The organism is Dyadobacter subterraneus (assembly GCF_015221875.1).
Classification (GTDB): Bacteria; Bacteroidota; Bacteroidia; order Cytophagales; family Spirosomataceae; genus Dyadobacter; species Dyadobacter subterraneus.
The window spans coordinates 3,426,944-3,453,298 of record NZ_JACYGY010000001.1; the positions used below are offsets into that span (position 1 = coordinate 3,426,944).

Annotated in this window: 22 protein-coding genes; 17 read left to right on the forward strand and 5 right to left on the reverse strand. The window is 39.6% G+C overall.

Annotation, left to right across the window (positions count from 1 at the left end; all coding sequences use genetic code 11):
- Nucleotides 1-8: 8 nt before the first annotated feature.
- The 10 genes from IEE83_RS14110 (at nucleotide 9) to IEE83_RS14155 (ending at nucleotide 8,395) form a co-directional block, all read left to right on the forward strand.
- Nucleotides 9-743 carry an electron transfer flavoprotein subunit beta/FixA family protein gene (locus IEE83_RS14110; protein WP_194121192.1) on the forward strand — a complete coding sequence of 245 codons (735 nt, stop codon included), beginning with the start codon at nucleotides 9-11 and terminating at the stop codon, nucleotides 741-743.
- 51 nt (nucleotides 744-794) lie between these two features.
- Nucleotides 795-1,760 (forward strand): electron transfer flavoprotein subunit alpha/FixB family protein, encoded by a 966-nt coding sequence (locus IEE83_RS14115; protein WP_194121193.1) that lies wholly within the window; start codon nucleotides 795-797, stop codon nucleotides 1,758-1,760.
- A 275-nt stretch (nucleotides 1,761-2,035) separates the two neighbouring features.
- Nucleotides 2,036-2,635 (forward strand): bifunctional nuclease family protein, encoded by a 600-nt coding sequence (locus IEE83_RS14120; RefSeq protein WP_194121195.1) that lies wholly within the window; start codon nucleotides 2,036-2,038, stop codon nucleotides 2,633-2,635.
- Between the two features lie 136 nt (nucleotides 2,636-2,771).
- The gene (locus IEE83_RS14125; RefSeq protein WP_194121196.1) at nucleotides 2,772-3,656 is read left to right on the forward strand and encodes a cell division protein FtsX; all 885 of its coding nucleotides are present in this window, start codon (nucleotides 2,772-2,774) and stop codon (nucleotides 3,654-3,656) included.
- A gap of 33 nt (nucleotides 3,657-3,689) precedes the next feature.
- The gene (locus tag IEE83_RS14130) at nucleotides 3,690-3,905 is read left to right on the forward strand and encodes a DUF3098 domain-containing protein (protein WP_194121197.1); all 216 of its coding nucleotides are present in this window, start codon (nucleotides 3,690-3,692) and stop codon (nucleotides 3,903-3,905) included.
- The gene (locus IEE83_RS14135) at nucleotides 3,902-4,681 is read left to right on the forward strand and encodes an undecaprenyl-diphosphate phosphatase (protein ID WP_194121198.1); all 780 of its coding nucleotides are present in this window, start codon (nucleotides 3,902-3,904) and stop codon (nucleotides 4,679-4,681) included. The genes IEE83_RS14130 and IEE83_RS14135 overlap by 4 nt, the downstream gene beginning before the upstream one ends.
- Before the next feature lie 55 nt (nucleotides 4,682-4,736).
- A complete protein-coding gene (gene truB, locus IEE83_RS14140) occupies nucleotides 4,737-5,438 on the forward strand; it encodes a tRNA pseudouridine(55) synthase TruB (protein ID WP_194121199.1) in 702 nt (233 codons plus the stop codon).
- Nucleotides 5,435-6,370 carry a bifunctional riboflavin kinase/FAD synthetase gene (locus IEE83_RS14145; protein ID WP_194121200.1) on the forward strand — a complete coding sequence of 312 codons (936 nt, stop codon included), beginning with the start codon at nucleotides 5,435-5,437 and terminating at the stop codon, nucleotides 6,368-6,370. Before truB ends, IEE83_RS14145 begins: the two co-directional genes overlap by 4 nt.
- Before the next feature lie 152 nt (nucleotides 6,371-6,522).
- Nucleotides 6,523-7,866 carry an amidohydrolase family protein gene (locus IEE83_RS14150; RefSeq protein WP_194121201.1) on the forward strand — a complete coding sequence of 448 codons (1,344 nt, stop codon included), beginning with the start codon at nucleotides 6,523-6,525 and terminating at the stop codon, nucleotides 7,864-7,866.
- A gap of 10 nt (nucleotides 7,867-7,876) precedes the next feature.
- A complete protein-coding gene (locus IEE83_RS14155; protein WP_228101810.1) occupies nucleotides 7,877-8,395 on the forward strand; it encodes a cupin in 519 nt (172 codons plus the stop codon).
- An 87-nt stretch (nucleotides 8,396-8,482) separates the two neighbouring features.
- On the opposite strand, the gene IEE83_RS14160 is transcribed toward IEE83_RS14155, so the two are convergent.
- The 4 genes from IEE83_RS14160 to IEE83_RS14175 form a co-directional block, all read right to left on the reverse strand.
- Nucleotides 8,483-10,177, reverse strand: a complete 1,695-nt coding sequence (locus IEE83_RS14160; RefSeq protein WP_194121202.1) for a RagB/SusD family nutrient uptake outer membrane protein — start codon at nucleotides 10,175-10,177, stop codon at nucleotides 8,483-8,485.
- Between the two features lie 10 nt (nucleotides 10,178-10,187).
- Complete coding sequence (locus IEE83_RS14165) at nucleotides 10,188-13,256, reverse strand: SusC/RagA family TonB-linked outer membrane protein (RefSeq protein WP_228101811.1); 3,069 nt, start codon at nucleotides 13,254-13,256, stop codon at nucleotides 10,188-10,190.
- A 486-nt stretch (nucleotides 13,257-13,742) separates the two neighbouring features.
- Nucleotides 13,743-15,317: an IS1182 family transposase gene (locus IEE83_RS14170; RefSeq protein ID WP_194119464.1), complete on the reverse strand. Its 1,575-nt coding sequence runs from the start codon at nucleotides 15,315-15,317 to the stop codon at nucleotides 13,743-13,745.
- 115 nt (nucleotides 15,318-15,432) lie between these two features.
- Nucleotides 15,433-17,136 (reverse strand): hypothetical protein, encoded by a 1,704-nt coding sequence (locus tag IEE83_RS14175; RefSeq protein ID WP_194121203.1) that lies wholly within the window; start codon nucleotides 17,134-17,136, stop codon nucleotides 15,433-15,435.
- Between the two features lie 83 nt (nucleotides 17,137-17,219).
- Between IEE83_RS14175 and IEE83_RS14180 the strand changes: the two genes are divergently transcribed.
- The 7 genes from IEE83_RS14180 to IEE83_RS14210 all read left to right on the forward strand — a co-directional run bounded on the left by IEE83_RS14180 (nucleotide 17,220) and on the right by IEE83_RS14210 (nucleotide 24,155).
- Nucleotides 17,220-18,230 (forward strand): hypothetical protein, encoded by a 1,011-nt coding sequence (locus IEE83_RS14180; protein WP_194121204.1) that lies wholly within the window; start codon nucleotides 17,220-17,222, stop codon nucleotides 18,228-18,230.
- Complete coding sequence (locus IEE83_RS14185; RefSeq protein ID WP_194121205.1) at nucleotides 18,230-19,384, forward strand: glycosyltransferase family 4 protein; 1,155 nt, start codon at nucleotides 18,230-18,232, stop codon at nucleotides 19,382-19,384. Before IEE83_RS14180 ends, IEE83_RS14185 begins: the two co-directional genes overlap by 1 nt.
- A gap of 34 nt (nucleotides 19,385-19,418) precedes the next feature.
- Nucleotides 19,419-20,567: a glycosyltransferase gene (locus tag IEE83_RS14190; RefSeq protein WP_194121206.1), complete on the forward strand. Its 1,149-nt coding sequence runs from the start codon at nucleotides 19,419-19,421 to the stop codon at nucleotides 20,565-20,567.
- Nucleotides 20,568-20,629: 62 nt separating this feature from the next.
- Nucleotides 20,630-21,556 carry a glycosyltransferase family 2 protein gene (locus IEE83_RS14195; protein ID WP_194121207.1) on the forward strand — a complete coding sequence of 309 codons (927 nt, stop codon included), beginning with the start codon at nucleotides 20,630-20,632 and terminating at the stop codon, nucleotides 21,554-21,556.
- The gene (locus tag IEE83_RS14200; protein ID WP_194121208.1) at nucleotides 21,513-22,079 is read left to right on the forward strand and encodes a WcaF family extracellular polysaccharide biosynthesis acetyltransferase; all 567 of its coding nucleotides are present in this window, start codon (nucleotides 21,513-21,515) and stop codon (nucleotides 22,077-22,079) included. Before IEE83_RS14195 ends, IEE83_RS14200 begins: the two co-directional genes overlap by 44 nt.
- A complete protein-coding gene (locus tag IEE83_RS14205; RefSeq protein WP_194121209.1) occupies nucleotides 22,076-22,819 on the forward strand; it encodes a glycosyltransferase family 2 protein in 744 nt (247 codons plus the stop codon). The genes IEE83_RS14200 and IEE83_RS14205 overlap by 4 nt, the downstream gene beginning before the upstream one ends.
- A 169-nt stretch (nucleotides 22,820-22,988) precedes the next feature.
- On the forward strand, nucleotides 22,989-24,155 hold the full coding sequence (locus tag IEE83_RS14210; protein WP_194121210.1) for an MraY family glycosyltransferase: 1,167 nt from the start codon (nucleotides 22,989-22,991) through the stop codon (nucleotides 24,153-24,155).
- Between the two features lie 114 nt (nucleotides 24,156-24,269).
- Here IEE83_RS14210 and IEE83_RS14215 read toward each other — a convergent pair whose 3' ends face one another.
- The gene (locus IEE83_RS14215) at nucleotides 24,270-26,132 is read right to left on the reverse strand and encodes a glycoside hydrolase family 2 protein (protein WP_194121211.1); all 1,863 of its coding nucleotides are present in this window, start codon (nucleotides 26,130-26,132) and stop codon (nucleotides 24,270-24,272) included.
- Nucleotides 26,133-26,355 lie beyond the last annotated feature (223 nt).

Sequence of the window (26,355 nt, forward strand, 5' to 3'; positions counted from 1 at the left end):
TATCAATCATGAAAATTCTCGTATGTATAACCAATGTGCCGGACACGACGGCCAAAATAACATTCACCGATAACGACACCAAACTTAACAAAGCCGGTGTACAACTTATAATCGGACCCTATGACGATTACGCCCTGGCCCGTGCAGTAGAACTGAAAGAACAGCATGGAGGTTCAGTCACTGTACTTCACGTAGGCGGTGCAGATGCCGATCCACAGATCAGAAAAGCACTTGCTATTGGTGCTGATGATGCAATTCGGGTAAACGCTGATCCGGTTGACTCATATTTCACTGCAAGCCAGATTGCCCATGTTGCCGGACAAAATTATGACCTTATTTTAATGGGCAGGGAATCTATTGATTTCAATAGTGGCGTAGTTCATGGGCTAGTTGGAGAAATGCTGGGAATTCCCTCCTATTCTCCTGTGATGAAACTTGAAATTGAAGGTACAACTGCGACACTCGCAAGAGAAATTGACGGTGGAAAAGAAACACTATCCGCATCCTTACCCCTGGTTTTAGGCTGTCAGGAACCTATTTCCGAATGGAAAATTCCTAATATGCGAGGCATTATGACAGCGCGGACAAAACCTTTACAGGTTGTTGAGCCGGTTTCTGTTGAGGAATTCACGGTTCCCGAAAACTATACTTTGCCAGCCCCAAAAGGAGCATGTAAAATGATCCCGGCCGACCAGGCAGAAACGCTCATCAAATTATTAAGAACAGAGGCAAAAGTTATTTAAAACTTTTTTGGAAACTGGATTCAGTATTTCAAATCTAAACATGATCAAAAAATGTCAGTACTCATATTTGTAGAATTAGATAATGGCTTGGTGAAAAAGACTTCGCTGGAAGCCGTTGCATATGGCGCAGAAGTGGCAAAAATGACGGGAACCACCGCCACCGTTCTGGCGCTTGGAAAAGCAGATACAGCTTCACTTGAACAAGCCGGTGCTTTTGGTGCATCCAAAGTTCTTTACGCTTCGGATGACAAGTTAACACATGAAAACAGCTTGGCCTATGCAGACGTACTCGCGCAGGCTGTAAAACAGGAAGAAAGCAAAATTATTATTCTTGCAAAATCAGGATTGGGTGATGCAGTTGCAGCCCGGGCATCTGCCAAACTAAAAGCAGGAATAGTTTCCGGTGTCACAGAATTGCCGCTAATCAACGGAGGATTTACTGTGAAAAGAAGCATTTTTACTGGTAAAGCATTTTCTAACGTGGAAGTTAAGTCTGAAATTAAAATTCTGGTTGTAAAGAAAAACGCGATTGAAGCAACCGAATCATCGGAAAAAGCTACGGTAGAAACATTTTCACCTGTACTTCGCGATCAGGATTTCCAGGCTAATGTTGGTACTATTGAAAAAGCAAGCTCAGAATTGTCTTTGACGGAAGCGGATATAATCGTTTCTGGTGGACGCGGAATGAAAGGCCCGGAAAACTGGCAGCCGCTTTTGGATCTGGCCAAAGCACTCGGCGCGGCAACTGGCTGTTCCAAACCGGTGTCAGATCTTGACTGGCGACCTCATCATGAACACATCGGACAAACCGGAATTAAGGTTGCACCTAATCTGTATATCGCCTGCGGAATTTCCGGAGCGATTCAGCATCTGGCCGGAGTTAACGGCTCAAAATATATAGTTGTGATCAATAAAGATCCGGAAGCACCTTTTTTCAAGGCTGCGGATTATGGTATTGTTGGTGATGTTTTTGAGATTTTACCAAAGCTTACAAAGGCCGTTGAGGACTTGAAATAACCAATTGTTTTCCGAGATAACCCGACTTGCATTTTTTTATGCAGGTCGGGTTATTTATTTTTGCAAACGAATAGGTTTCCATAACTTGGAAAATGTAAAAATAACTGTATTTTTATTTTTATAGTATCTTGGCTAACAACATACTAGGCATGAAAATACAGGGAAATGCACATTTTGACACGAAGAAACCTAAGTCAGGAGAATCTCAGTACCCATTGCGCAAAATCACCAGAACTGTTTAGAAAACCGTTGCGTTAGCCCATTAAAGTCCAAACGTGAAAAAAATTAAGTTAGAAATATTGGGTCTTTCCCCAAGCCAGTCTCAGGCAGGTTCGTTCGCTCTTGTATTAGGCGAAGAATTAGGAAACCGCCGTCTTCCTATTATCATCGGCGTGTTCGAAGCGCAGGCTATTGCCGTGCAAATTGAGAACATTGTACCTAACCGTCCGATGACACACGACCTTTTCAAATCCTTTGCCGAAGGAATGAATTACACCTTGAAAGAAATCGTGATTTCCGATTTGAAAGAAGGTATTTTTTATGCCAAAATTGTTTGTAAAGACAGTTTGCGTGAAGTAGAAATTGACGCGCGTCCTTCCGATGCTATTGCGATCGGATTGCGTTTTGATATTCCTATTTATACCTACGAAGCAATATTATCGGAGGCAGGAATTATTTCAAGTTCTTTGACAGAAGATGAAGAAGACGGAGATGAAGAAGCTGTGAAAGAAACGATACAGACACGTGGAAGTTTGATGGATCAGTTGAGAGATCTTTCATTTGATGAACTTCAACGCATGCTTGACGATGCGCTTTCCAAAGAAGACTATGAGAAAGCTGCAAAAATACGCGACGAAATGAGCAAGAGAAATTAACCGATTCCTTCCGGAATAGTTAAAAATAGTTAAGACCCGGTTTTCCCGGGTTCTGATGTAATATTAATCCTTATTTTTGCCATTAATACTTCGCAACTAAGTTTGTACAAACCTGATTCGCGTAATATTCCTTTTTATGCCTAAAAAAAAGAAGAAGATTGGTAGTTACCCTAACGCAATGATTGTAATGAGCCTTACGGCTGCATTATTTCTGATCGGTTTTTGCGGACTGCTGGTAATACAATCCAAGAAACTGGTTTCGATCATTCGTCAGAATATTGAAGTGAGAGTTTTTATTGATAAAGCAGTCACCAAGGCTGGTCAGGACTCATTACTTACTGCTTTAAAAGCCAGACCTTATGTAAATAACACGCCGGAGACTCCTAATCCAATCACTTTTGTCTCAAAAGAAGAAGCGGCAAAAGAATTTATAGAGGGCACAAAAGAAGATTTCACCGCCTTTTTGGGAGAAAATCCGCTTCGTGATAGTTACCGTGTCAAAATCGGTGAAGACTATTTTGAAGAATCCAAGTTGCAGGCAATAAAAAAGGATATTGAAAAGTTAGGCGGCGTTTACGAAGTTGTTTATCAGGAAGATCTTGCAGATAATATCAACCGTAACGTTACAAAAATATACGCAGTGCTGGCCAGTTTTGCACTGATTATGCTGATTATCATTGTATTGCTTGTTAATAATACCATTAAACTGGCCATTTATTCACAGCGTTTTCTGATCAGAAGTATGCAGCTTGTGGGTGCTACCAACGGATTTATTCAGCGGCCATATATTCTGCGTGGTGCGATGCAAGGCACAATAGGTGGTGTTCTTGCCGGTGGATTGCTTATCGGTTTGCAGCAAATTGCGGTTAGAAATGTAGAAGGACTGGCGATGTTGCAAGAATATGACAAGCTTGTTATTCTTGTAGCGGTTGTACTTGCTTTGGGCATCATGATTGGAATTGCCAGCACCTATCAGTCACTTGCGCGTTATTTGCGCATGGCTTTGGATGATTTATATTAATTGATTTATAAAACCTTACCTGTTAAAATATTTATGAGCAACACAAAAAATAGTCTTCCTTTCGGAGCATCAAACTACAAAATGATGCTGATCGGATTGGCCGTGATTCTGGTTGGATTTGCGGTAATGAGCATGGACAAAGAAGAATTTGGTTTTGGTGCATTGGGATTAACTGTTGGACCGATTATCGTTGTGATTGGTTTCGTCGTTGAGTTCTGGGCCATTTTACGTAAACCAGCTAATTCATGACCATTTGGCAGGCTATTATTTTAGCAATTGTTGAGGGAATTACAGAATTCCTACCTGTTTCATCCACTGGCCACATGATCATCGCATCCTCAGTTATGGGGATCAGCCACCTGGATTTCACCAAAATGTTTACAGTGAACATTCAATTCGGAGCCATTCTTTCGGTTGTGGTTTTATACTGGAAACGCTTTTTTCAATCTACTGATTTTTATTTCAAGCTTTTCGTAGCCTTTCTTCCGGCTGCTGTACTTGGTTTTCTGCTGAACGACATTATCGATTCAATGCTTGAAAACGTAGTTGTCGTAGCAATATCACTTTTGGTAGGAGGAATAATTTTGATTTTCATCGATCGTATCGCGAACGACGAAACCAGAGAAAGAGAGATTACTTATTTTGATGCATTGAAAATTGGTTTTTTTCAGTGTATCGCAATGATTCCTGGTGTTTCCAGATCTGCCTCTACAATTATCGGTGGAATGCTTCAAGGCCTTTCGCGGAAACAAGCGGCTGAATTTTCATTTTTCCTGGCAGTTCCAACAATGGCTGCTGCTGGCGGTTACAAGCTTTTGAAAACATACGATACCATTCAGGCATCAGATATCCAGACTTTGCTTATCGGTAATGTAATTGCGTTCGTTGTAGCCATGCTCGCGATCAAATTCTTTATTAATTTCCTTACCAAATACGGTTTCAAAGTTTTTGGATATTACCGTATTATTTTAGGAATTATACTTTTGGCACTATTGGCGTCGGGTTACAAACTTGACATTGTATAGCATATTTCAGTGACGACAGATTGAGGAGATCATTTTAAGATAACATAAGTACAGTTTGAGTAACGAGACTACCATACAAGACGAAGGAGAGGTTCTTTTGATTGACAAACCGCTAAGATGGACATCTTTTGATGTTGTCAACAAAATAAAGAGAGCTTGTAAATATAATAAAATCGGTCATGCCGGCACGCTGGATCCTCTGGCGACCGGCTTGCTCATTTTATGTACAGGAAAGAAAACAAAGGTAATTGATACCTATCAGGCTCAGGAAAAGGAATATACCGGTACTTTTGTATTAGGTAAAACGACACCTTCTGTTGATCTGGAAACTGAATTTGATGCCGAGTTTCCGGTGGATCATATCACGCCCGAAGTTCTTGAAACCGCCAGAAAAACCTTTCTGGGCCAAATTGAACAGATACCACCGATTTATTCTGCTGTGAAAGTCGACGGCGAAAGGTTATATAAAAAAGCCCGTCGTGGTGAAACTGCGGAAATTAAAAAGCGCAGCGTGGAGATTTCGCTTTTTGAAATTGATAGCACCAATTTCCCATCCATAGATTTCAGGATCATTTGTTCAAAAGGGACATATATTCGTAGTATTGTAAGAGATTTCGGTGTTGCAGCAGGAAGTGGAGCTTACCTAAGCGTTTTATGTCGCACCAGAATCGGTGCCTTCGAACTGAAAGATGCTAAAAACCTGACCGATTTCATCTACCAAAAGCGTGTTGAATTGAAGTTACCAGTTGACGAATGAACATATACCACAGCCTTGATTCCTTTCACAGATTGGAATGCGCAGTCGTAACCAGTGGCACTTTTGATGGCTTGCATATTGGCCATAAAAAAATACTTTCCCGGCTTAAGGAAATCAGTAATCAATGCGACGGTGAATCTACCGTACTTACTTTCTGGCCGCATCCAAGAATGGTTGTTTCAGAAGACAGCCAGGATTTGCAGCTGCTTTCTACCATTGACGAAAAAATAGAATTGTTTTCCCAAATGGGAATCCAGCATTTGGCGATTATTCCGTTCACAAGAGCTTTTTCTGAATTATCTTCGGACGACTTTATCCGTCAGATACTGGTTGACAAAATCGGAACGAAAAAACTTGTTATTGGATACGATCACCGGTTTGGCAGAAACCGTGAAGGAAGTTTTGATTTTCTTCAAAAGAATGCCTCGACTTATGGTTTTGAAGTAGAAGAAATTCCTCGACAGGATATTGAAGATCTTGCCATAAGTTCATCAAGAATTCGTCATTCGCTTTTGTCAGGAAATGTGGATGAGGCGAAATATTTGTTAGGACGCCCCTACTCCTTTACAGGCCTGGTTGTGAAGGGCAAGCAACTGGGAAGAACGATTGGATTTCCAACCGCAAATATTCAGCTACATGAGTCTTACAAACTTATTCCAGCCAATGGCGTTTATGTTATCAAAGCATATTACAATGGAACAGCTTATCAAGGAATGTTAAACATCGGCGTTCGCCCGACTGTTGACGGTTCTTACCGGACTATTGAAGCCAATCTTTTCGATTTTGACAAAGAAATTTACGGTGAAGATTTGACGGTTGAACTGTTACATTACCTTCGACCTGAGCAAAAGTTCATTGGATTGGACGCCTTAATTGAACAAATCAAGATTGACAAAGAAAACGCAATCGCATTTTTTAGAGACCAGAAATAAAAATCCAGAAAGATAAATCTTAGAAGACAAACCCTGAACTTGCAGTGTACGGCAGTTCAGGGTTTGTTTTTTTATTGAAATTATATTCTGATAAATTCTAATCATTCACGTTTGGTATAATTATAGTGCACAATTTGAAAATTGATAACAACATGAAACTAAATTTTCGATACACTTTATTCTCATTTCTGCTTGCGATTACCATATCTTCCAGTGCGCAGCAGAACAATCTGATTCTCCTGAAGAATGTAAATCTGATTGATGGAACAGGTTCTGCTTCAAAACCTGATGTCGATATTTTGATCAAAGGTGGAATTATTACGGAGATTCAGTCCGGGTTAAAAGAACCAAATGCAAAGTTGATTGACCTGAAAGGAAAAACAATAATTCCAGCGATTATCAGCGCACATACGCATATTGGCACTTTGAAAGGAAATACCTCAACAGCTGAAAATTACACACGTGAAAATGTGCTCCGCCAATTAAAAAGATACGAAGATTACGGTGTTGGAACGATTCTGACCATGGGAACCGACAGACCGTTAATCTTTGATGGTTTAATTGATTCAACAAAAGCTGGATTGTTGCCCGGTGCAAGATTATATTCTGCCGGATATGGTTTTAACACACTAGAAAAAGCACCAGGCTCATGGATGAATTTACTTTGGCGACCGGAATCACCGGAACAGGTTCCTGCACAAATTGAACAATTGGCAAAAGTTAAACCTACGGTCATAAAAATCTGGGTTGATGATCATGGTGGAAAAGCTGAAAAGATGAAGCCGGAAATCTATAAGTCGATTATTACAGAAGCACATAAAAAAGGAATTCGCGTTGCAAGTCATTTATACAATCTTGAAGATGCCCGGGATTTAACTGCTTCCGGTCTGGATATTATGGCGCACAGCATTCGTGACAAAGAAATTGATGCAGATTTAATTAAAGCGATGAAAGCAAAGGGTGTTGCCTATATCCCGACATTATCACTGGATGAATATGCTTTTATATATGCCAGAAAACCGGAATGGGTTGAAGATCCTTTTTTCAAAGCTTCACTGGAACCCGGTGTTTACGAAATGATTATCAGCCAAAAATATCAAGATCAGGTAAAAAATTCTCCTGATTATGAAAGAAATCTGGCTGGTTCTAAAATGGCTTTAAAAAATTTAAAAAAGATCCACGATGCAGGAATTCTAGTTGCGCTTGGAACTGATTCCGGTGCCTTTCCAATTCGCGCACAGGGTTTTTCCGAACATCTGGAAATGGAATTAATGGTTCAGGCAGGCTTAACTCCAATGCAAACCATAACGGCCGCAACCAGAAACTCCGCTAAAATTTTGAAAATAGATAATCATAACGGCACATTAGAAAAAGGTAAAAAAGCTGATTTTATTATTCTTACCGAAAGCCCGGAAAAGAATATTTACAATACAAGAAAAATAGAATCGGTTTGGAAAGATGGAAAAGAAGTGAGTCAGGGACCGTTGAAAAAATAATGTATATTTTATGATGGAAACAAAAATTGAAACCTACTTTTTCAAAGACGACGGGTTAATTCCAAACAGTAAATATCCGCTGATCTTATATAAAAACGCTTTTAACGAAAAAGGTACAAAGGCAGGTACTTGGCTCGAAGAACATTTCAGGCAAAATAACTGGACAAATTCCTGGCGGAATGGGGTTTTCACCTATCATCATTACCACAGCATTTCTCACGAGGTTTTAGGTATATATGATGGATCTGCAACCTTGCTTTTAGGTGGAGAAAGCGGACAAAAATTAAAAATAAGCGCAGGTGATATTATCGTGATACCAGCCGGTGTGGGTCATAAAAATCTGGAATCTTCAAGTGACTTCAAGGTACTCGGCGCTTATCCGAATGGTATGGATTACGATATTTTAAGAGGTAAACCGGAAGAAAGAAAACAAGCCGACAAGAATATTGCCAGCGTACCATTTCCGGATAGCGATCCGTTTTTAGGAAAAAATGAAGGTTTGAGAGAGATCTGGAAGAAAATAAAATAAGTGCTATCCTAGCCCAATACAAAGAAAAACGCTTCCAGGATTTTCCTGGAAGCGTTTTTCTTTGTAAAATTCCAATCAATTTGCAGATTAATAACCTGTATTTTGCTTCATATATCCCGGCAAATTCGATGCACCGTCGATTGCAGTTTGTGGAATTGGGAATATACGTTTGTGAACATCTGTACTTGTTTTCTCGGTCCAGGCTCCTTCGTACTTTCCAAAACGGATCATATCTGTGCGACGAACCATTTCCCAATATAATTCGAAACCTCTTTCGCGGAAAAGTAGATCCAGCGTTAATGAAGTCAGTGCAGGTGGTGGCGTTGTAGCCGTTCTTGCAGCTCTTACCGTGTTCACATCTTCTAGCGCTGTTGCATCACCTGCGCTTTTACGCAATTTTGCCTCTGCACGCATCAGATAAACATCAGCCAGGCGAAGAATTGAAATATCAGCTTCTCCTTTGTTTCTACCTGTATCAGAAACGCGGCTAAATTCATATTTTTCAACGCGATATCCGGCGCTGTATCCGCTTCCTGCTGTTGTAAAGTCAATTTTTTCTGTAAAAATCACAGGTAGATCTGCACGGTTACGGCTCAGGTTGGTAAGTTTTCCAACTTTCAATTTTCCATCCGGACATCTCAAAAATGCACCATTCACACGGATCGCTCCGTACTGCTGTCCGCGTAGAATTCCACGGTTTATTTTATAATCAGCATCAACCAGACAAGTATCAGCGGCATTAGAGTAAACAGACATATTTTCTTTGTAAAAACGAGGATCACGTTTTGGATCCACGGTTCCATAAGCCTGCACCCAAGACTGATAAAAATCAGAAGTGATACCAGGCCCATCCGTACCATTTGCCGCCGGCCATGCCGCTAACGGAAACTGATCTCCGGAAAGTGAGAAATAAGCCATACGGTTATGGCCATTCAGATCAGGACGCTGGTCAACGGCGAAAATTAACTCCGAATTCGTGTGGTTATCATTACCAAAAATCGAGAAATAATCCGCAGACAATTTAGACTCTCCTGAGCTGATAATACGACTTGTGTAGTCGATTACCTTATCCATATCCGCACTTGCGAAAGAAAATTGCGGTGCATAAATATCGCGATAAACTGCAGCATTAAGATATAATCTGGCAAGGAGACCCCAAACCGCAGCCTTTGTCAATCTGCCCGGTCCAACAGTAGCTTTATTTTGAAGTACCGGTTCAACAGCCAACAATTCGCTTTCAATGTAAGAAACCGCTTCGGCGCCGCGAATGATTTTCGAAACAGTTCCCGGATCTTCTTTTACGAAAACAATTCCAAATAAATCCAGCATCATCATGGAATAATAAGCCCTCATCCCTCTCGCCTCAGCAAGATAAAGCGTAGAAGTCGCATCTTTTGCTGTCGACAAAGTTGTGATCGCAGTGATCGATCTTGAAATACTTTGCACAATGTTATCCCAGGTTGCTTTAATGTTCGGGTCTGTACTTACCGATGTATGCGCGTGCAGGGCAAGATAAATCCCGTTGTCACCCCAGTCTGTTCCTCCGCGATAAGGAAGAATAGCCTCATCCGTTGAAATTTCCTGTAATGCGAAGTAATTGGTGTGCTTGTGGAGTTCAGGCAAAAGTGCGTAAACAGGAGCAATAAGACCGTTAGCGGTCTGCTCATCCGTAAGCGTCGAACCCAGCGTTTCGTCAAGAACTTTTTCTTTTAAATCCGTACAGGCAATGGTAGTCAAAAACATGCCTGCAACTGTAAGTATGATAGGTAATTTCTTATTCATTTTCGTAAGATTAGAATCCAATATTTAAACCAAAAATCAACGTTTTCGCTTTCGGGTAGCTCAGGTAGTCAATACCGTAAGAAGTGATCCCGTTAATTGATCTGTCGTTGTTCACCTCAGGATCATAGCCATTGTATTTGGTCGCTACAAACAGGTTTTGCCCTGTCACAGAAATTCTGATGGAATGAACCCAATTGTTGATTCCCAGGGCCGTTGTGTTAAAATTGTAACCCAGTGCAAGGTTATTCAGTCTCAGGAATGAGCCGTTTTTAAGATAACGCGTCGATACCGGAGCTGAGTTGCTAACCGATTCATTAGGATAAGCAATCGCTTCCGGCGTTACATTGATTCCTTTGGATAATCTTAATTTATAAAAATTGGAGTTGGCTGTATTGTCATAGAGTTTATTGCCCGAAACTCCGTTGAAGTTAGCAACCAGATCAAAACCTTTGAAACCAATATTTCCACTGAAATTATACATTTTGGTAGGAAGCGCAGAACCAGCAGCAACACGGTCTTTGTCAGTAATAATTCCATCACCATCTACATCTTTGAAAGTACTGATTCCTTTATCGTCAAATCCTGTAAATTCTTTTAAGTAAAAAGTACCGATTGGCTGTCCGCTGATATATCCGTTGATCGTAGCAGAAGTAAGTCCTGAACCTTGCGCAGCACCGGAAGGAATTACTGAATAAGGCGAATTTTTAACCCTGTTTTTGATAAACGTTATATTACCCCCCAAGCCAAATCTGATTCCGTTTCCAAGTGTTTTTCTATAAGCAAGATCAACCTCAGTTCCCTGGTTTACGATTTTCATATCTTCAACATTGGTCCAGAAAGTACCTGCCGGTTGAACCGGATCGGAAGGAATTACTTCCAGAAGAATTTTACCAGAAGTTTTGCTGAAATAATCAACCGAACCGCTCAATGCACCCTTGAAAAGCGCAAAATCAATACCCAAATCCGTTTGAGTCGAAGTTTCCCATTGGATATTCGGGTTGGCAAGACGTGCATAAGTTGTTCCGGCAGGATATGTTCCTGTATTGAATAAAGGATAACTTGTCTTATCCGTAATGGTGGAAGTAAACAAAGCCTGAGTAATTTTTGAAGGAATTTCCTGGTTACCTGTTTGTCCCCAACCCGCACGAATTTTCAAATCTGTGAAAGCAGAAGATTTCAGGAATTTCTCCTCTGAAAGTCTCCACCCTAAAGAGAAAGATGGGAAAACGCCATATTTGTTGTTCGCACCAAACTTGGAAGAACCGTCCGCACGGACCGTTGCAGTAACCAAGTATTTATCTTTGAAAGCATAATTTACTCTGGAAAAGAATGACTGCAACTCATTCAAGGTAGCAGTACCCGTTGGTCTGTTATTAACCAATGTCAAATCCTGACCTACGCCCGGGTTATAAATCGGCTCAACACCGCCAACCGGGAATTTGTTGATGCTGTAAATTCTTCCCGTTAACGATATTTTCTGGTAAGAATGACCCGCCAAAACTGAAAAATTATGATTGTTCTTATCAAGGGAATACGTGATATAGTTTTCAATCAGCTTGTTGCTGTTACGTACATCTCTTGTTTCCAAGCGGCCATCCTGAAAAGGAACTTTATTAGCAAGTGACTGGATATCCTGCGTTGAGTTGGAGTTGTCAATACCAAAGTTCAACTTGTAAACCAATCCTTTAATGATCGTTACCGATGGAGATATATTACCAATGATACGTGTTGTCGTTGTCTGGTCTTTTTCTAATGCAAGAGTGATTAACGGATTTGTACCGTCCTGATATTGGTAAGGTGCACCTTTATCATCATAAGCCGGATAAGTCGGGTTTGCCGACAACGCGCTGCCGATCATTCCCTGATTTGGTCTTAAATTTTTCGTGTTGGTGGCATTCAGATTTATATCCACGCTGACACGATCATTAAGCATTTTTTGATTCAAATTTATACGTCCTGTGTAGCGGTCGAGATTGCTGTTCTTTAAAATCCCTTCTTGTTTCTGCATACCTACCGATGCATAATAAGTAAGCTTATCCGTGCCACCGCCCAGTGAAACATTGTGGTTTTGTGTAAGTGCAGTTCTGGAAATTTCCTTTTGCCAGTCTGTGTTACCTTTTCCGTCAATCAGCGTTCCACCCAATTTTGTTACTTCCGAACGGAATTCATCCGCTGAAAAAACATCCAGAGGTCTGGCCATTTTTGAAATACCAAAACTTCCTGAATAATTAACCGTTGCCACACCGGATTTCCCTTTTTTAGTCGTAATCAAAACGACACCATTTGCACCTCTGGCACCATAAATTGCTGTCGCCGAAGCATCTTTTAAAACATCGATAGATTCAATGTCTTGCGGATTCAGGAAACTTAGCGGGTTTGTAGCGCCACCCGTACTGCTATTGTCAAGCGCCAATCCATCAACCACAAAAAGAGGCGTACTACCTGTACGAACTCCACCCGGACCGCGAACCGTAATACTTACGGTTCCACCCGGCTCACCCGTTGCTGAAGTTACGTTCACACCCGCAACTTTTCCCTGGAAAAGTTGTTCTGGTGAGTTAATAATCCCGGTATTAAATTCTCCGCTTTTAAGAGATTTTACAGATCCCGTGATATCTTTTTTAACTGTGCTTCCGTAACCAACAACAACAACTTCATTAAGATCTGCCGCGGATTCTTTTAGTGTAATATTAACGGTACTGTTCGCTTCGGATAAAACAAAATCGCTTAAAGTCTGTTTTTCAAAACCGATATAACTGAATTCCAGATTATACTTTTTTCCGGCCTCCAACGCACTGAAAGTGAACTCTCCATTTTCATTTGTAGTGGCTCCCTGTTTGTTTCCGCCAGCTTCGGTGATGAGTACGGTAACACCTGGCAGCCCTTCGTTTTTTGTTGTAACAACCTTGCCTTTTAGCGGAATGTCTTTAACTGACAGCAAGGTGCGGTGAGAAATGTGTTGATTGTTTCCGTTTGCTACCGGACCGGCAGCCGCGCCGGCACTTAACGTCATCAACGTAGAAAACGACAAAACGCAACAACACAAGCCCATTTTGCTGACTAATAGAGTTTGTCTCATAATGTGGATTATTTGTTTTAAGATAAATTGAGATACTGCTTTTAAAAGATTATTAAAGGCTGTCGATGAGTAAGTTTTTCAAAACTACAAATTGTATTATTGATATAAAAAATATAAAATAGCATGCACTTAATGCAAACGTTTGAAATTTTCTGCAAACGTTTGAAATAAATCTGGATAAATTGAAATAAAACTAAGACAGGCTTAATTACGGGTTTGGGAGGATTAATTCTATTTTAAAAATTTCTTAAATGCCGTCTCGTTTAACAGGCTGCAAAACTGCAATGTTAATGTTACCCCATTGTTAAGCGAATATAAACAAGCCATTGTGAATGCCCTTTAAATGCAAATGGGGCTGACCAAAAAGAGTTCTTTGATTTATAAATAAAAGATCTTCATTTTGATTTTTAGCTTCGTTATTTAATTGATTTATAAAAAATGGCCGGAAAGTACTCTTAAGAGCAGCTATCTGGCCATTTTTTCTACTTAGGCTGCTGATTTTTGTCTTTTAAGATGCAGTTTTCTCAGGTTGTGGGCCATAGCAACCAAGGTAAACTCAGTAGTTACCTTTTTAAGACCTCTAAGATGGAAGCGGCGAAAACCCATGTTGGCTTTTATGTCGCCAAAGCAGCTTTCTATTTCAATACTTCTTCGTCTGCGGAGCTCAAAACCTTTCTGTGAGTTAAGGTTGTCCCGTGCCTGTTGCTTGTATTGGTCAAGCTGCTCATTAACTTTGAGTGTACGGTTATGCCCTTGGGTAGATTTACAACAGCGTTCGTAGAATGGGCAACCCGTGCAGTCTGTACATTCGTATTCCTTTATATGTGACTGATAACCTGTTTTTTTATGTGTATGCTTATAGCTGCTTCGAAAAGTAAGCTGCTGCTTATTGGGGCAGGTATAGCTATCTGCAGCGGGATCGTAATAGAAATTCTCTTTTAAAAAAGGGTTATTCTTATAGGATTTCTTTTGCTCATTATGGAACTGGGGGAATTTCAAATAATTGTTTATCCCCTTGTTTTCCAGTAGCTCATAATTCTCTTCGGTACCAAAGATGCTGTCAGCAATGATGTTTTCAGGGGTCACAGACTGCTGAACTGACAGCTGATCCAAGTGGTCTTTGAAGCAGGTGCCGTCATTGGTGTTCTGGTGCAGGCTTACGCCGGTAATAAACTGATCTTCACATCCCGCCAGCACATTATATGCGGGCAGTACCTCAACCTTATTTTTCATCATCATCGCACTGGCGTCCTGATCTGTTACATTATAGCCACTGCGGCTGCCCGCGATAAGAATCTGCTGCTCGTATTTCTCAATCCGATCTGCTGTTTCTACCAGTTGTTTGCCCAGGCTTTGGGCTTTGCGTTTTGTTTTTTTGACGCTGGTATTCTTAATCTTTTCATTGAGCTGGTCAATCTGATTGGCCAGGACCTGCCGGCTAACAGGCTGTGATCCATATTCTTCAAGATCTTTATTTCCGTAGGTAAAATCTTCGGATGCATTCAGCGCATCAATCTCTTTGAGCAGCTGCTGGCATTTCTGTTCTGCTGATGCCTTATACCGGAGGGCATTCTTCTTCCAGACCATCTTGTGCTTATTGGCATCGGCCATAAATGGGCTGCCATCACAGAAATAGTGCTCCATTTTGATATACTTGTGTTCCATCAAAAACACCAGCATGGAGCTGAACAGCACTTCAATCACTTCTTTGGCTTTGCTGCTCCGGAAAGTATTGATGGTCCGAAAATCGGGCCGGCTCATACTGCTCAGCCAGAAGAAATGGATGTCCTGACCCAGGGCACGGGCTATCTTTCTGCCAGTATATATCTTGATGCAATACGCATAAAGTAAGACTTTCAGCAGCATCCGCGGATGGTATGCGCTGGTTCCCCCACCTTCATAAAGGTTCATCAGCTCTGTGATATCCATCCGTTCAACTACTTCATTAACAACCCGTACCAAATGCGTAGGAGGTATCAGTTCTTCAAGAGAAGGTGGTAAAAATAATAGCTGCTGCGGGCAGTATTCTTTAAAGACGATAGATTTTTTTATCTTGCTCATGTATTTCTAATGTGGTAATTAAAAATACAAAAAAGCCCTCTATCTACAAAGTAGATAAAGGGCTTTGGCTTTTTGGTCAGCCCCTAAAAATTTACCTTGATTTTTTATAACGATTTTACTTCGTCCCACTATCATATACGTAATAGTAGGCACCTTCATCTTTGTTAAAAATCCGGACAGGCTTGACGCCCTCCAATTGTAAATCCGTGACCATATATTGATATTTTCCGGCCTTAAATTCGCTGATCGCCTCCTGTGTCTGGACACTGTGGCTTGCGAGTTCTATCGAATCAAAATAAATGTCATAATCGTACATTTTTCTTTTTTCGGCTGCTACATATTTTAACAAAATTCGATATTGCGCATCGTATTGTTTTTCATCTTCGAAGGCAAATGCATTAGCGATAATAGGAAGATTTTTTTCGCTTAATTCGGCAGCGCCTTTATTTCCCAAAAGGAAATTTAGCTTCTTAATCATTTTCAAAGTATCCAGATTCTGCGCTTTTTCACGAAGAATACAATCTTGTGTTTTTGGAATGTAAAATTCAAGTTCCGGGTTGAGCAGCATTTTAGTTCCGGCAGGCAAAGTCAAAATCCACTCTGCTGCCGTATGCATATTAACTGTTGCATGCACTCTTTTGTGTTGGGCATAGGCTTCATTAAAATGAAAAAGAGCGATTATCACGACAAGCCCAATGGCAATTTTAAACCCAGTCGCCTTTCCTAATTCCACAACATAACTCAGACCAAAACCTATAAGGAATAAAGTAACTACACCTGCCGGCAAAACGTGTGTATCGTAGATTTTCGATGAACGTAAAACGAGAAAGAGGAAAAGAAAAAGATTTCCAATCAATACAAAGTAAATTACTTTTTTAGTTCTTAATAAATTGAACAGACCCAGCAAACTTAATATTAAAAGGATATAGTTGACTGGTTCAGCAAAATACACTTTCAGATACTCCATATTGAAAAAAGTGCCCATCGGCTTGTCATTCATTTTAGCTATAATTCCCCCAACAAAGGATTTCATAACCACCAATGTATCCGATATAATAAAAGGACAAAAAACAATGAACGATACAAGGATGACAAGCAAGGACAACATCACATTTTTGATTTTATCCTGAGGTGTCAGCAAGAAAATGGCGATGACATAAAAAGGAACAAAAAAGGCAAAAATAAGCCTCTGGGCCAAAATCAGACCGAATATTATCGAACAGATTATAATATCTTTTACCGTAACCGAATCTGTAAAGATGAGTTTTGCCAATAATAAAATAAACAAACTACCAGCTATTGCTTCGGGCCGAAGTACGGGTAAATTGGCAAACAAAATGGTTGACGCAACCAGAACGATGGGTAAGAAAAGTCTTAGTGAATCGGTTAGCAGATAATGATTCCTTTTATGTATTAACCGGATCGTAAGGTAAAGAATATAGCCTACAAGTAATATCTGAACCGCTCTTCCCAACAAAATATAAGGTTCACGATCCCAGAGATATTTATACGCTTCCAGATCAAAAGACTCGAAAATAGAAACCAGTCCGTGAATACTTCCGCTATTGGCAATAATTGATTTGAAACAGGCCGCTCCAAATACCAAAAAATAAAATAACATACTAGGCGAAGCCGGCCAGTCTAATCCTCGCGGCGTATTGCCATACCACATCCAAACACCGGAATCTGCTACAAAATTTTCATCGGTAGTGTAGTAACCGTGAAAAGGCGGCATAATAACGCCCGAAATAAAAACGGATAATATAACTAAAGCCAGTAGTGTGTACGTAACTATTTTACGGTTTTTGGAAGAAATCATGCTGTGTATTTCAATAAAAAATCAAAAATGAAAAAGTAATTCTAAATTTGCATCTGCGAACATCGCAAAATTAGAATTACTTTATGCTAAAATTTATTTTCAGGTTTATTATTTTTTTAATAATCGTTGCCGGAGTGTCAGAAGCAGTGCTCCGTTTCAAATATGGTTTTTGCAATGCACCACTATATGTTTCCGATCCTGATTTTGAATATATCTATGCTCCGAACCAAAATGTAAAGCGTTTTGGGAATCGAGTTATTACAAACGAATTTTCGATGCGTAATGATGCTGTACTTCCCACCGATACCACGGTTGTGCTGCTCGTAGGCGATTCCGTAATAAATGGTGGCAGTATGACAGATCAGGACAGCCTCGCTTCCGGGTTTCTTGAAAAAAAATTAACCTTAGCACTAAAAACGCGGGTCCGTGTTTTGAATATTTCAGCCGGGTCCTGGGGACCAGATAATATTGCCGCTTATTTAAAAAAATTCGGTCTGTTTCATGCCAGGCTTATTTGTCTTGTCACAAGCAGTCATGATGCCCACGATATCATGGCGCATGAAAGCAACGTTGGTATCGATCCGAATATGCCTGACAAACAATATCATGTTGCGCTGCTGGAACTTTGGGATCGTTACAAATATCTTTATCCTTACTATGTAGATTATTATGCCGGAAAAATTCCTTTGTTTTTTTCAACACAAAAAGAAATAGATCCGGTTGCACAGAAACCAAAATCAGATACGCTTGCAACTGAAAAACCTGTTGATGAAGGAATCAGGAAATCAGGCGTAGGTTTTAACCCAGGTTATGAACAGTTACGAGAAATAGCAGAAGAGAATAAAATTCCGTTCTTTATTTACTTGCATCCCGAAATTTCAGAAGTTGCCATGGGTCATTTTAATGATCAGGGAAATGAAATTATCAATTTTGCCAAAGAAAAAAATGTCCGTTTAATCAGCGAATTTGATTATCATCCATCAACAAAAATGTACCGGAAAATGGATGTTGTTCATTTTGATAATAAAGGGCAGGTTTTCCTGACTAACAATCTCTATCCGATTATTCTGGATTACCTTAAAAAAGATAAATAATGCGGGTTTTAGTGATTCACAATCAGTTATGGGCGCATTATAAGTCGAAACTTTTCAGTGAGATTTATCAGAATATACTGGCTACCAGTCCCGAAAGTGAATATCTGGTAGTCCATATTGCGCTTTACGAAGCCAGTCGCAGCGTAATGCAAGATGATGAGGCGATAAAATACGACTATCCTTACCGCGTTTTATTTCAAACCAGCCTCGATCAGGTTAATTTCGGAGACAGACTGAAAGCGCTGTTTAAATCTTTTGATGAATTTAAACCGACTGTTTTAAATGTTACCGGATGGTTTGATTACGCACAGGTTTTATTGATGATCTACGCCCGGGCGAAAGGTGTTAAAATAGTATTGTCGTCCGAATCTTCTTCAATGGACCATAATCGCTCGTCTTTGAAGGAAAAAATCAAAAGCTGGATTGTAAACCGCGCGGATGCTTTTTTCTGTTTTGGAAAATCGTCCGCTGATTATCTTTTAACTTTGGGTATCAAACCATCCCAGATAGCTGTAACCAATGCCGCTGTGATTGACGAAGATGTGATAAAAGCGAATTTTGATCAGGCCAGAAATCAAAACTTTGAAATAAATTCGTCAAAAAGATCCCGGAATTTCGTTTATGTGGGCAGGCTGGCGGAAGAGAAAAATCTGGATTTACTGATCAGAGCATTCATTGCTGCCATAGAAAACAATAAAAATTCATCTGACTGGAAATTACTTTTTGTAGGAGACGGTCCGTCCAAAGAAAAATTAAAGGAAATATCCGGAGCATATGCCGACATCGGGACTATTGAATTTGCCGGCGGACATCCATGGTATAAAGTTCCTGCCTGGCTGGCAAAAAGCGATGTACTAATTTTACCAAGTAAATCAGAACCGTGGGGATTGGTCGTTAACGAAGCCATGGTTTGTGGCATGCCCGTCATTGTTTCTGAAAAATGCGGCTGCGCAGAAGATTTGGTCAGCAACGGAATCAACGGATTTTTATTTAATCCTGAAAGCCAGTCTGAACTCGAAACTGCATTAAAGTTTTTCCTTGATCATCCTGATAAAATTGATTTTATGGGAAAAGAATCATTAAAAATAATACAACCATTTTCATCAAAAACCGTAGCCAAAGAAATGGTAAACTGTTACAGGAATCTGCGTTAGATTTCTATCAGATTATCATTAACTTATTGAAAATATGCGAATTCTGAACATATGTGCTTACACGTGGGCAATCGGCGGACCTGCAAGAATTATTTATGACCATACCAACGAAGTGTTGGCCCAGGGTCATCAGGTTGATATTTTAAGTCCGATGACACCCGGCGAAAAAATGTATCCCGTTCCGGAAGGCGCAAGATTAATTGAATGCAAAAGAACGACACCGATCAGTAATTTCTACCGGGAATTTTCAATCGAGATGTACGACTATCTCAAAAAGCACATTAACGAATATGACATTATTCATATGCACGGAATATGGCATTTTGGAAGTTTGGCGCCGTTTCTAATACCGCATAAAGCTGCGTTGGTCATCACAATCCACGGTTTGCTTGATAAATGGGCCGTTGCACATAGTAAGTGGAAAAAAGACCTGGTGACTTTACTTTATCAAAAAAGATTGTTGGGCAAAGCTGATTTAATTCAGATTAACAATACGGACGAAGAAGAAGATGTAATCCGCTATCTGGGTTACCGGCCGGCCAATATGGTCATTGTGCCAAACGGAATGAAAGTGTCGGAATACATCAATTTACCGGAAAAGGGGATTTTCCGTAAAAAACATGGAATAGATCCTTCCAAACAAATGATCTTGTTCATGGGCCGTCTGAACATAAAAAAAGGGCTTGACTTGCTGTTACCTGCTTTTCAGCAGATTCATGAGAAATTGCCCAATGCAGTTCTTATTCTTGCCGGCCCGGATGACGGCTATTTGTCAGAAACCGAGCAATTTATCAGAAATAACAACTTGTCAGAAAAGATAAAGCTGGTAGGAATGTTGACTGATACGGTCAAAAAAGAGGCATTGTCAGATGCAGATTTGTTCGTACTTCCCTCCTATTCCGAAGGATTTTCCATTGCAGTTTTGGAAGCAATGACTTCAAAAGTTCCTGCACTTGTTTCGGATCGCGTAGGTTTTGGGGATTATATCAAAAAATACAATGCCGCCTATCTTACGCCTCTGACCAGTGAAGGGGTCGCCGAAGGTCTTCTTAAAATATTGCAAGATAAAAATTATGCAGATGAACTAAGAAAACAAGCCTTCACAATGGTCACAGATAATTTTGATATAAAAGTCGTAGCAAACCAATTATTGGAAGAGTACAAGAAAATTAAAAAAATATAGTTATCTTTGACTATCTTATTAACATACACTAGCTGTACTATTTAACAATACCTGAGCACCTTATGGTTGATTTATCCGTCATCATTTTAACGAATAATGAATCAAAACACATCGGGCGTTGTATCAAAAGCCTTCAGTTAATTACTGATAAAATCTTCATTATAGATTCATTTTCAACGGATAACACGGTTGCGATTGCAGAAGAATTGGGCGCTACCGTAATTCAGAATCCGTGGGTCTCCTACGCTTTTCAATTTAATTTCGGAATTCGGAATAATCCTTTTCAGACTCAGTGGCTGATGCGGATGGATGCGGATGAATACATTACTCCCGAACTTGCAGAAGAATTGAAAATATCACTTTCAGGTATCCAGGAAAATATTTCCGGTCTCTATGTGAAAAGGCGTGTATATTTTATGGATCAGTGGATCAATCATGGAGGATACTATCCGATATGGCTTCTGCGGATCTGGCGTCGCGGATTGGGCGTTTGTGAAGAACTCTGGATGGATGAGCATATCAAGTTGAGCAGCGGTACAACGGCTCAGCTTCAACACGATATCGTGGATCATAATCTTAATAATCTGACCTGGTGGACGCAAAAACATAATAATTATGCAATACGGGAGGTAATAGATTTATTAAATATAAAATATAACTTTGGGAATAAAGAAACGGTAACGCCAAATTTCTGGGGGAGTCAGGAACAACGCACCCGTTATTTGAAAATTAAATACGCAAACCTTCCTCTCTTTACACGTCCATTTCTATATTTTGTATTCAGATTTATCATAAAAGGGGGATTTCTGGATGGCAAAAAGGGATTGATCTGGCATTTTTTGCAAGGATTTTGGTATCGTTTTTTAGTGGATGCCAAGATATACGAAGTTTACCAGAGGGCTGGAAAGGAAAAAGAAAATATTGTTTCACATTTTAGGACAGAATATGGAAAAGACCTCCAGAGCCCAAACCAGTCTGTCAAAATATAACAACAGCTGGTACAAACCTGGCAGCAAATTGAAACAATTGGCCTGGCATGTTACAGGCCGGATATTTGTCAACACCTATCTGCCAATTCCGATGTTTATTAAAGCATTGGTTTTAAGAGTTTTTGGAGCGAAAATCGGTAATAATGTTACTATCAAACCAAAAGTAAATATAAAATATCCCTGGTTTCTGGAAATAGGTAATTACGTGTGGATTGGAGAAAATGTGTGGATAGATAACCTGACGACCGTTACTTTATGTGACAATTGCTGTCTATCTCAAGGAGCTATGTTACTGACTGGAAACCATAATTATACAAAGAGTACATTTGACCTGATTTTAGGTCAGATAAAAATTGAAAACGGGGCCTGGATTGGTGCAAAAGCGACGGTTTGCCCAGGTGTTACTGTTCATTCACACGCTGTTTTAACCGTTAATTCGGTAGCTACCAAAGATTTGGAAGCTTATGGTATTTATCAGGGAAATCCCTGTTTGTTTGTTAAAACAAGAAATCTGACAAATTGAAAGTAAGTATAATCACGGTTGTTTATAACGGGGCTGCAACCATCAGGCATTGCATAGAATCTGTTTTGAGCCAAAATTTTGATTCAATTGAATATATTATTGTTGACGGAAATTCGACCGACGGCACGAAGGAAATAATAGCTTCCTATGGTTCAAAAATTAGCAAATTCATAAGTGAACCTGACAAGGGAATTTATGATGCCATGAATAAGGGAGTAAAACTTGCAACGGGCGACGTGGTAGGAATTTTGAATGCAGACGATTTTTATGCGGATGCGAACATCATTTCGGATGTAGTTAAGGCAATGAATCAATCGGATGCAGACGCCTGTTATGGTGATTTAAATTATGTGGATGGGCAAAATGAAACAGTAATTAAGCGTAACTGGGTTTCGGGCCAATATAAACCGAATTCTTTTTTAATGGGCTGGATGCCACCGCATCCTACTTTTTTTGTTAAAAAGAAGTGTTATGAGCAATTCGGTGATTTTCGTCTTGATATGGGAAGTGCAGCGGATTATGAAATAATGTTGCGCTTTATATTCAAATATGGAATAAAATTGACTTATATTCCAAAGGTTTTAGTAAAAATGAGAACTGGCGGGGTAAGTAACAATACTCTAAAGAATCGGATCAAGGCAAATAACAACGATAGAAAAGCCTGGCGGGTAAACGATATAAAACCGTGGTTTTTTACTTTATTGCTTAAACCTGTCCGGAAAATTGTTCAATTTATTTGATATCAGATGAAAAAAACAAGAAACACACGCTAAAAAAATTATAAACCTTTAACTAAGTATTTTGACTTTCAGTGAGTTAGATTATCAATTCTCCTGATAATTTGTCAAATTTGAAAATAATCTGATTGAAATATCTGATATACAATCCGGTCATTCAACAACAATCATCATGGAACTACAATTACCAACCTATATATTAAGTGAAGGAGTCTTCAACAACATGATCCATCATGATGTCTATCAATGTATTCTTTCATTTTTAATAGCCTGTTTTTTATCCATTATTTCAATTCCCATCATAATAAACCTTTCCAATCTTCTGCACCTTACGGCCAAGCCAGGTTTCAGAAGTTCGCATGAAACAGAAACGCCTACTTTGGGAGGAATTGCCATATTTGCCTCAACATTAATATCTTATTTTCTTTGGCCACATTCGGAAAATATAGTTGATTCAAACCTGATCAGTCTATCTATAACGGGTGTGATTATTCTGTTTTTCCTGGGTCTTAAAGATGATATCCTTGCGCTGGATTCAACCAAGAAATTGCTGGTTCAGATCTGCGCTTCGCTGATCTTAGTAGCAATGGGAAATTTTAAAATTGATAACTTTTACGGTATTTTCGGAATTCATCATATTCCGTACTTTGTGAGCATTCCGCTTACTGTTTTTGTATTTATTGCCATCATTAATGCAATTAACCTTATTGATGGAATTGATGGACTGGCAGGAGGTATCAGTTTAATTGCCGGGATTGGTTTCGGAATCTGGTTTATCCTCAACAATCACTTTTCCTTCGGTTGTCTTGCATTTGCAATGTCAGGCTCATTGTTAGGATTTTTAAGATTCAATTTCTCTAAAACAAGCAAAATCTTCATGGGCGACACCGGCTCACTCATAATTGGATATCTGTTGTCGATTTTTGCTGTTGAATTTTTATCATTGAATGTTAGCTATCAAAATGACAGCACGGCTTATTTCAACGCACCTATTATCGTGATGGTTTTATTGATTGTTCCGATTTTTGATACACTCCGTGTTTTTATTGTTCGGATTGTGAAAGGCGGATCTCCTTTTGTGGCGGATAGAAACCACATGCACCACATTCTGATTGATTCTGGTCTGAATCATTTTTGGGCATCGTTTACACTCTGGATGATAACCATTGTTAACACAGCATTGTTCTTCACTTTCCATGGCGACATTTCCAATACGGCTTCCCTTTACATATACATCGGGATGTTTATCGCTTACATGGTGATCGCTTATTATTTAAAAAGACGAGCTGTTAGTATAAAAGAGAAAAAAAAATTCCTTAATCATCCATCCTTACACTAGAAATCAACTTAACGATTTATAAATCAATCAATTAAGAAGTCAAATCTATAAATGATAAAAAGCCGCTCTGAATATTTCGGAACGGCTTTTCTTGTTACACTGCAATCTTTTTTATCAAGGATTTGAATTTCCCCATGCAGGATTATACAGTTTCTTATGAATCTGCATCAGTTTCGCCTCTGGCATTTTTATGATCTTGCGGTCATAAGTCATCAAACCATTCGTTTCAATTTCAACATCGGTTGTCTGTGTATAAACCGCTGCCGACAAGCCTTTTTTAATCAAAGGTTCAAAGCTGTTAATAAATGACTCATATTTTGCGTATAATTCCTCACTATTTTTGAAGCTCTGATATCCCCAGTTATTTTTTTGCTGCCAGGTATGTTCAGGAACCGGAAGTCCTAGTCCACCAAATTCACCCAGAACAATCACTTGTTTTGCACCAAACAAATCGGGCCGTGGCATCACAGGAGCCGGGTAATGATGCAAATCCATAATATCACCCACAGGGAAAAAGTTACCACCGCTGGCACTATTTACCAAACGGCTTGGATCATATTTTTTCGTCCACTCTGTAATCTCGGTTGTTTTGAACTGACCCCAGGCTTCATTAAACGGAACATAGACAACGATACAAGGAAAATTGTATGTTTCATCCATAATTTCCTTCCATTCCGTTTTGTAGATACTTTCCGACTCCGGTGTCCGGTTTTGTTCCGTCTCGTTTCCGGTAATTCCCGGATTTGGCTCCCAATGATTTCCCAGGTCTCCACTTGGCATATCCTGCCACACAAGCATGCCCAATTTGTCGCAGTAATTATACCACGTAGCTGGCTCAACTTTAACATGTTTCCGTATCATGTTAAAACCCATTTCTTTTGTTTTAACAATATCAAATTTCAGTGCCTCATCTGTTGGTGCAGTGTAGAGTCCATCCGGCCACCAGCCCTGATCCAATGGGCCGTACTGAAATACAAATTTATTGTTGAGCAACATTCTCTGAATACCGTTTTGATCCGGTTTCATAGAAATTTTACGCATAGCAAAATAGCTCTTTATTTCGTCAACTACTTTCCCTTTTCTTACTACTGATACTTTTAAATCATATAAGAAAGGATTTTCAGGAGACCATAATTTTGGACTTTTTATCGTCAGCACACCTTCTTCTTCGGGTGATATTTCTTTATCTGCAACAGCATTGCTACCATCAAATGCACTTATTTTTACAACATCGCCTGGTTGTGCATTTTTGATTACTGCTTTTATCGCAATACTTTCTTTATCAATATCCGGCGTATTTCTTGTCGAAGTAATGTATGTTGAAGGAACTGTTTCCAACCAAACCGTCTGCCAGATTCCGGTAACAGGTGTATACCAGATACTATTAGGGTTTTTAATCTGTTTTCCTCTTGGCTGAGGCCCGTCTGAACTTGGATCCCAAACTCTTACCGAGATATCCTGGCTATTTCCTTTCACAAGAAAAGATGTGATATCAATTGAAAATGCATCATAACCTCCTTTGTGAGAACCGGCTTTTTGTCCGTTTACAAAAACATCACATTCCCAGTCTACCGCTCCAAAATGAAGTAATACATTTTCACTTTTTGTTTTTAAAGCAAAATTGACTTTACGATTGTACCACAAAACACTGTCCTTTCCTACTGTTTTTCCCACACCAGACAATGTCGATTCCACTGCAAAAGGAACAAGAATATTTCCCTGGAAAGTGGAAGGTTTTGCATCCGATGATACTTTTGGAACAATGGAATAATTCCACAAACCATTGAGATTAACCCACTTTTCACGCACCAATTGTGGTCGTGGATATTCCGGGTGAGGGTTAGCAGCATTTACATTTTGAGCCCATGGAGTGGATATTTTTCCGTCCACCATTTTCCAGGCGCCGGATTGCTGTGCTATTGCAATTTGTAACGACATCCCAGCTGTGAGTGCTAAACTGGCAAATAATTTTTGCATTAAAACAAGAGGTTTAAATTAGATATACTTCAAGGAAAGAAAATTGTCCGGCTGCTCTACTGTGATAACCGTCGATCATCACCATAACATACGGGACGCTTCAAATTTTTAAAGATTTTGTATCCGATTTTAATTTATTGATTCAAAGTTTTACCTTGCAAATACTTGGTATTTCCAGGTGAAAATAATACGAATTAATGCATTTCATTCGTTGAAAAGCTAT

Coding starts and splice junctions, on each gene's coding strand:
- IEE83_RS14110 (WP_194121192.1), top strand. CDS start 9: ATGAAAATTCTCGTATGTATAACCAATGTGCCGGACACGACGGCCAAA.
- IEE83_RS14115 (WP_194121193.1), top strand. CDS start 795: ATGTCAGTACTCATATTTGTAGAATTAGATAATGGCTTGGTGAAAAAG.
- IEE83_RS14125 (WP_194121196.1), top strand. CDS start 2,772: ATGCCTAAAAAAAAGAAGAAGATTGGTAGTTACCCTAACGCAATGATT.
- IEE83_RS14130 (WP_194121197.1), top strand. CDS start 3,690: ATGAGCAACACAAAAAATAGTCTTCCTTTCGGAGCATCAAACTACAAA.
- IEE83_RS14135 (WP_194121198.1), top strand. CDS start 3,902: ATGACCATTTGGCAGGCTATTATTTTAGCAATTGTTGAGGGAATTACA.
- IEE83_RS14145 (WP_194121200.1), top strand. CDS start 5,435: ATGAACATATACCACAGCCTTGATTCCTTTCACAGATTGGAATGCGCA.
- IEE83_RS14150 (WP_194121201.1), top strand. CDS start 6,523: ATGAAACTAAATTTTCGATACACTTTATTCTCATTTCTGCTTGCGATT.
- IEE83_RS14155 (WP_228101810.1), top strand. CDS start 7,877: ATGATGGAAACAAAAATTGAAACCTACTTTTTCAAAGACGACGGGTTA.
- IEE83_RS14160 (WP_194121202.1), bottom strand. CDS start 10,177: ATGAATAAGAAATTACCTATCATACTTACAGTTGCAGGCATGTTTTTG.
- IEE83_RS14165 (WP_228101811.1), bottom strand. CDS start 13,256: ATGAGACAAACTCTATTAGTCAGCAAAATGGGCTTGTGTTGTTGCGTT.
- IEE83_RS14170 (WP_194119464.1), bottom strand. CDS start 15,317: ATGAGCAAGATAAAAAAATCTATCGTCTTTAAAGAATACTGCCCGCAG.
- IEE83_RS14175 (WP_194121203.1), bottom strand. CDS start 17,136: ATGATTTCTTCCAAAAACCGTAAAATAGTTACGTACACACTACTGGCT.
- IEE83_RS14180 (WP_194121204.1), top strand. CDS start 17,220: ATGCTAAAATTTATTTTCAGGTTTATTATTTTTTTAATAATCGTTGCC.
- IEE83_RS14185 (WP_194121205.1), top strand. CDS start 18,230: ATGCGGGTTTTAGTGATTCACAATCAGTTATGGGCGCATTATAAGTCG.
- IEE83_RS14190 (WP_194121206.1), top strand. CDS start 19,419: ATGCGAATTCTGAACATATGTGCTTACACGTGGGCAATCGGCGGACCT.
- IEE83_RS14195 (WP_194121207.1), top strand. CDS start 20,630: ATGGTTGATTTATCCGTCATCATTTTAACGAATAATGAATCAAAACAC.
- IEE83_RS14200 (WP_194121208.1), top strand. CDS start 21,513: ATGGAAAAGACCTCCAGAGCCCAAACCAGTCTGTCAAAATATAACAAC.
- IEE83_RS14210 (WP_194121210.1), top strand. CDS start 22,989: ATGGAACTACAATTACCAACCTATATATTAAGTGAAGGAGTCTTCAAC.
- IEE83_RS14215 (WP_194121211.1), bottom strand. CDS start 26,132: ATGCAAAAATTATTTGCCAGTTTAGCACTCACAGCTGGGATGTCGTTA.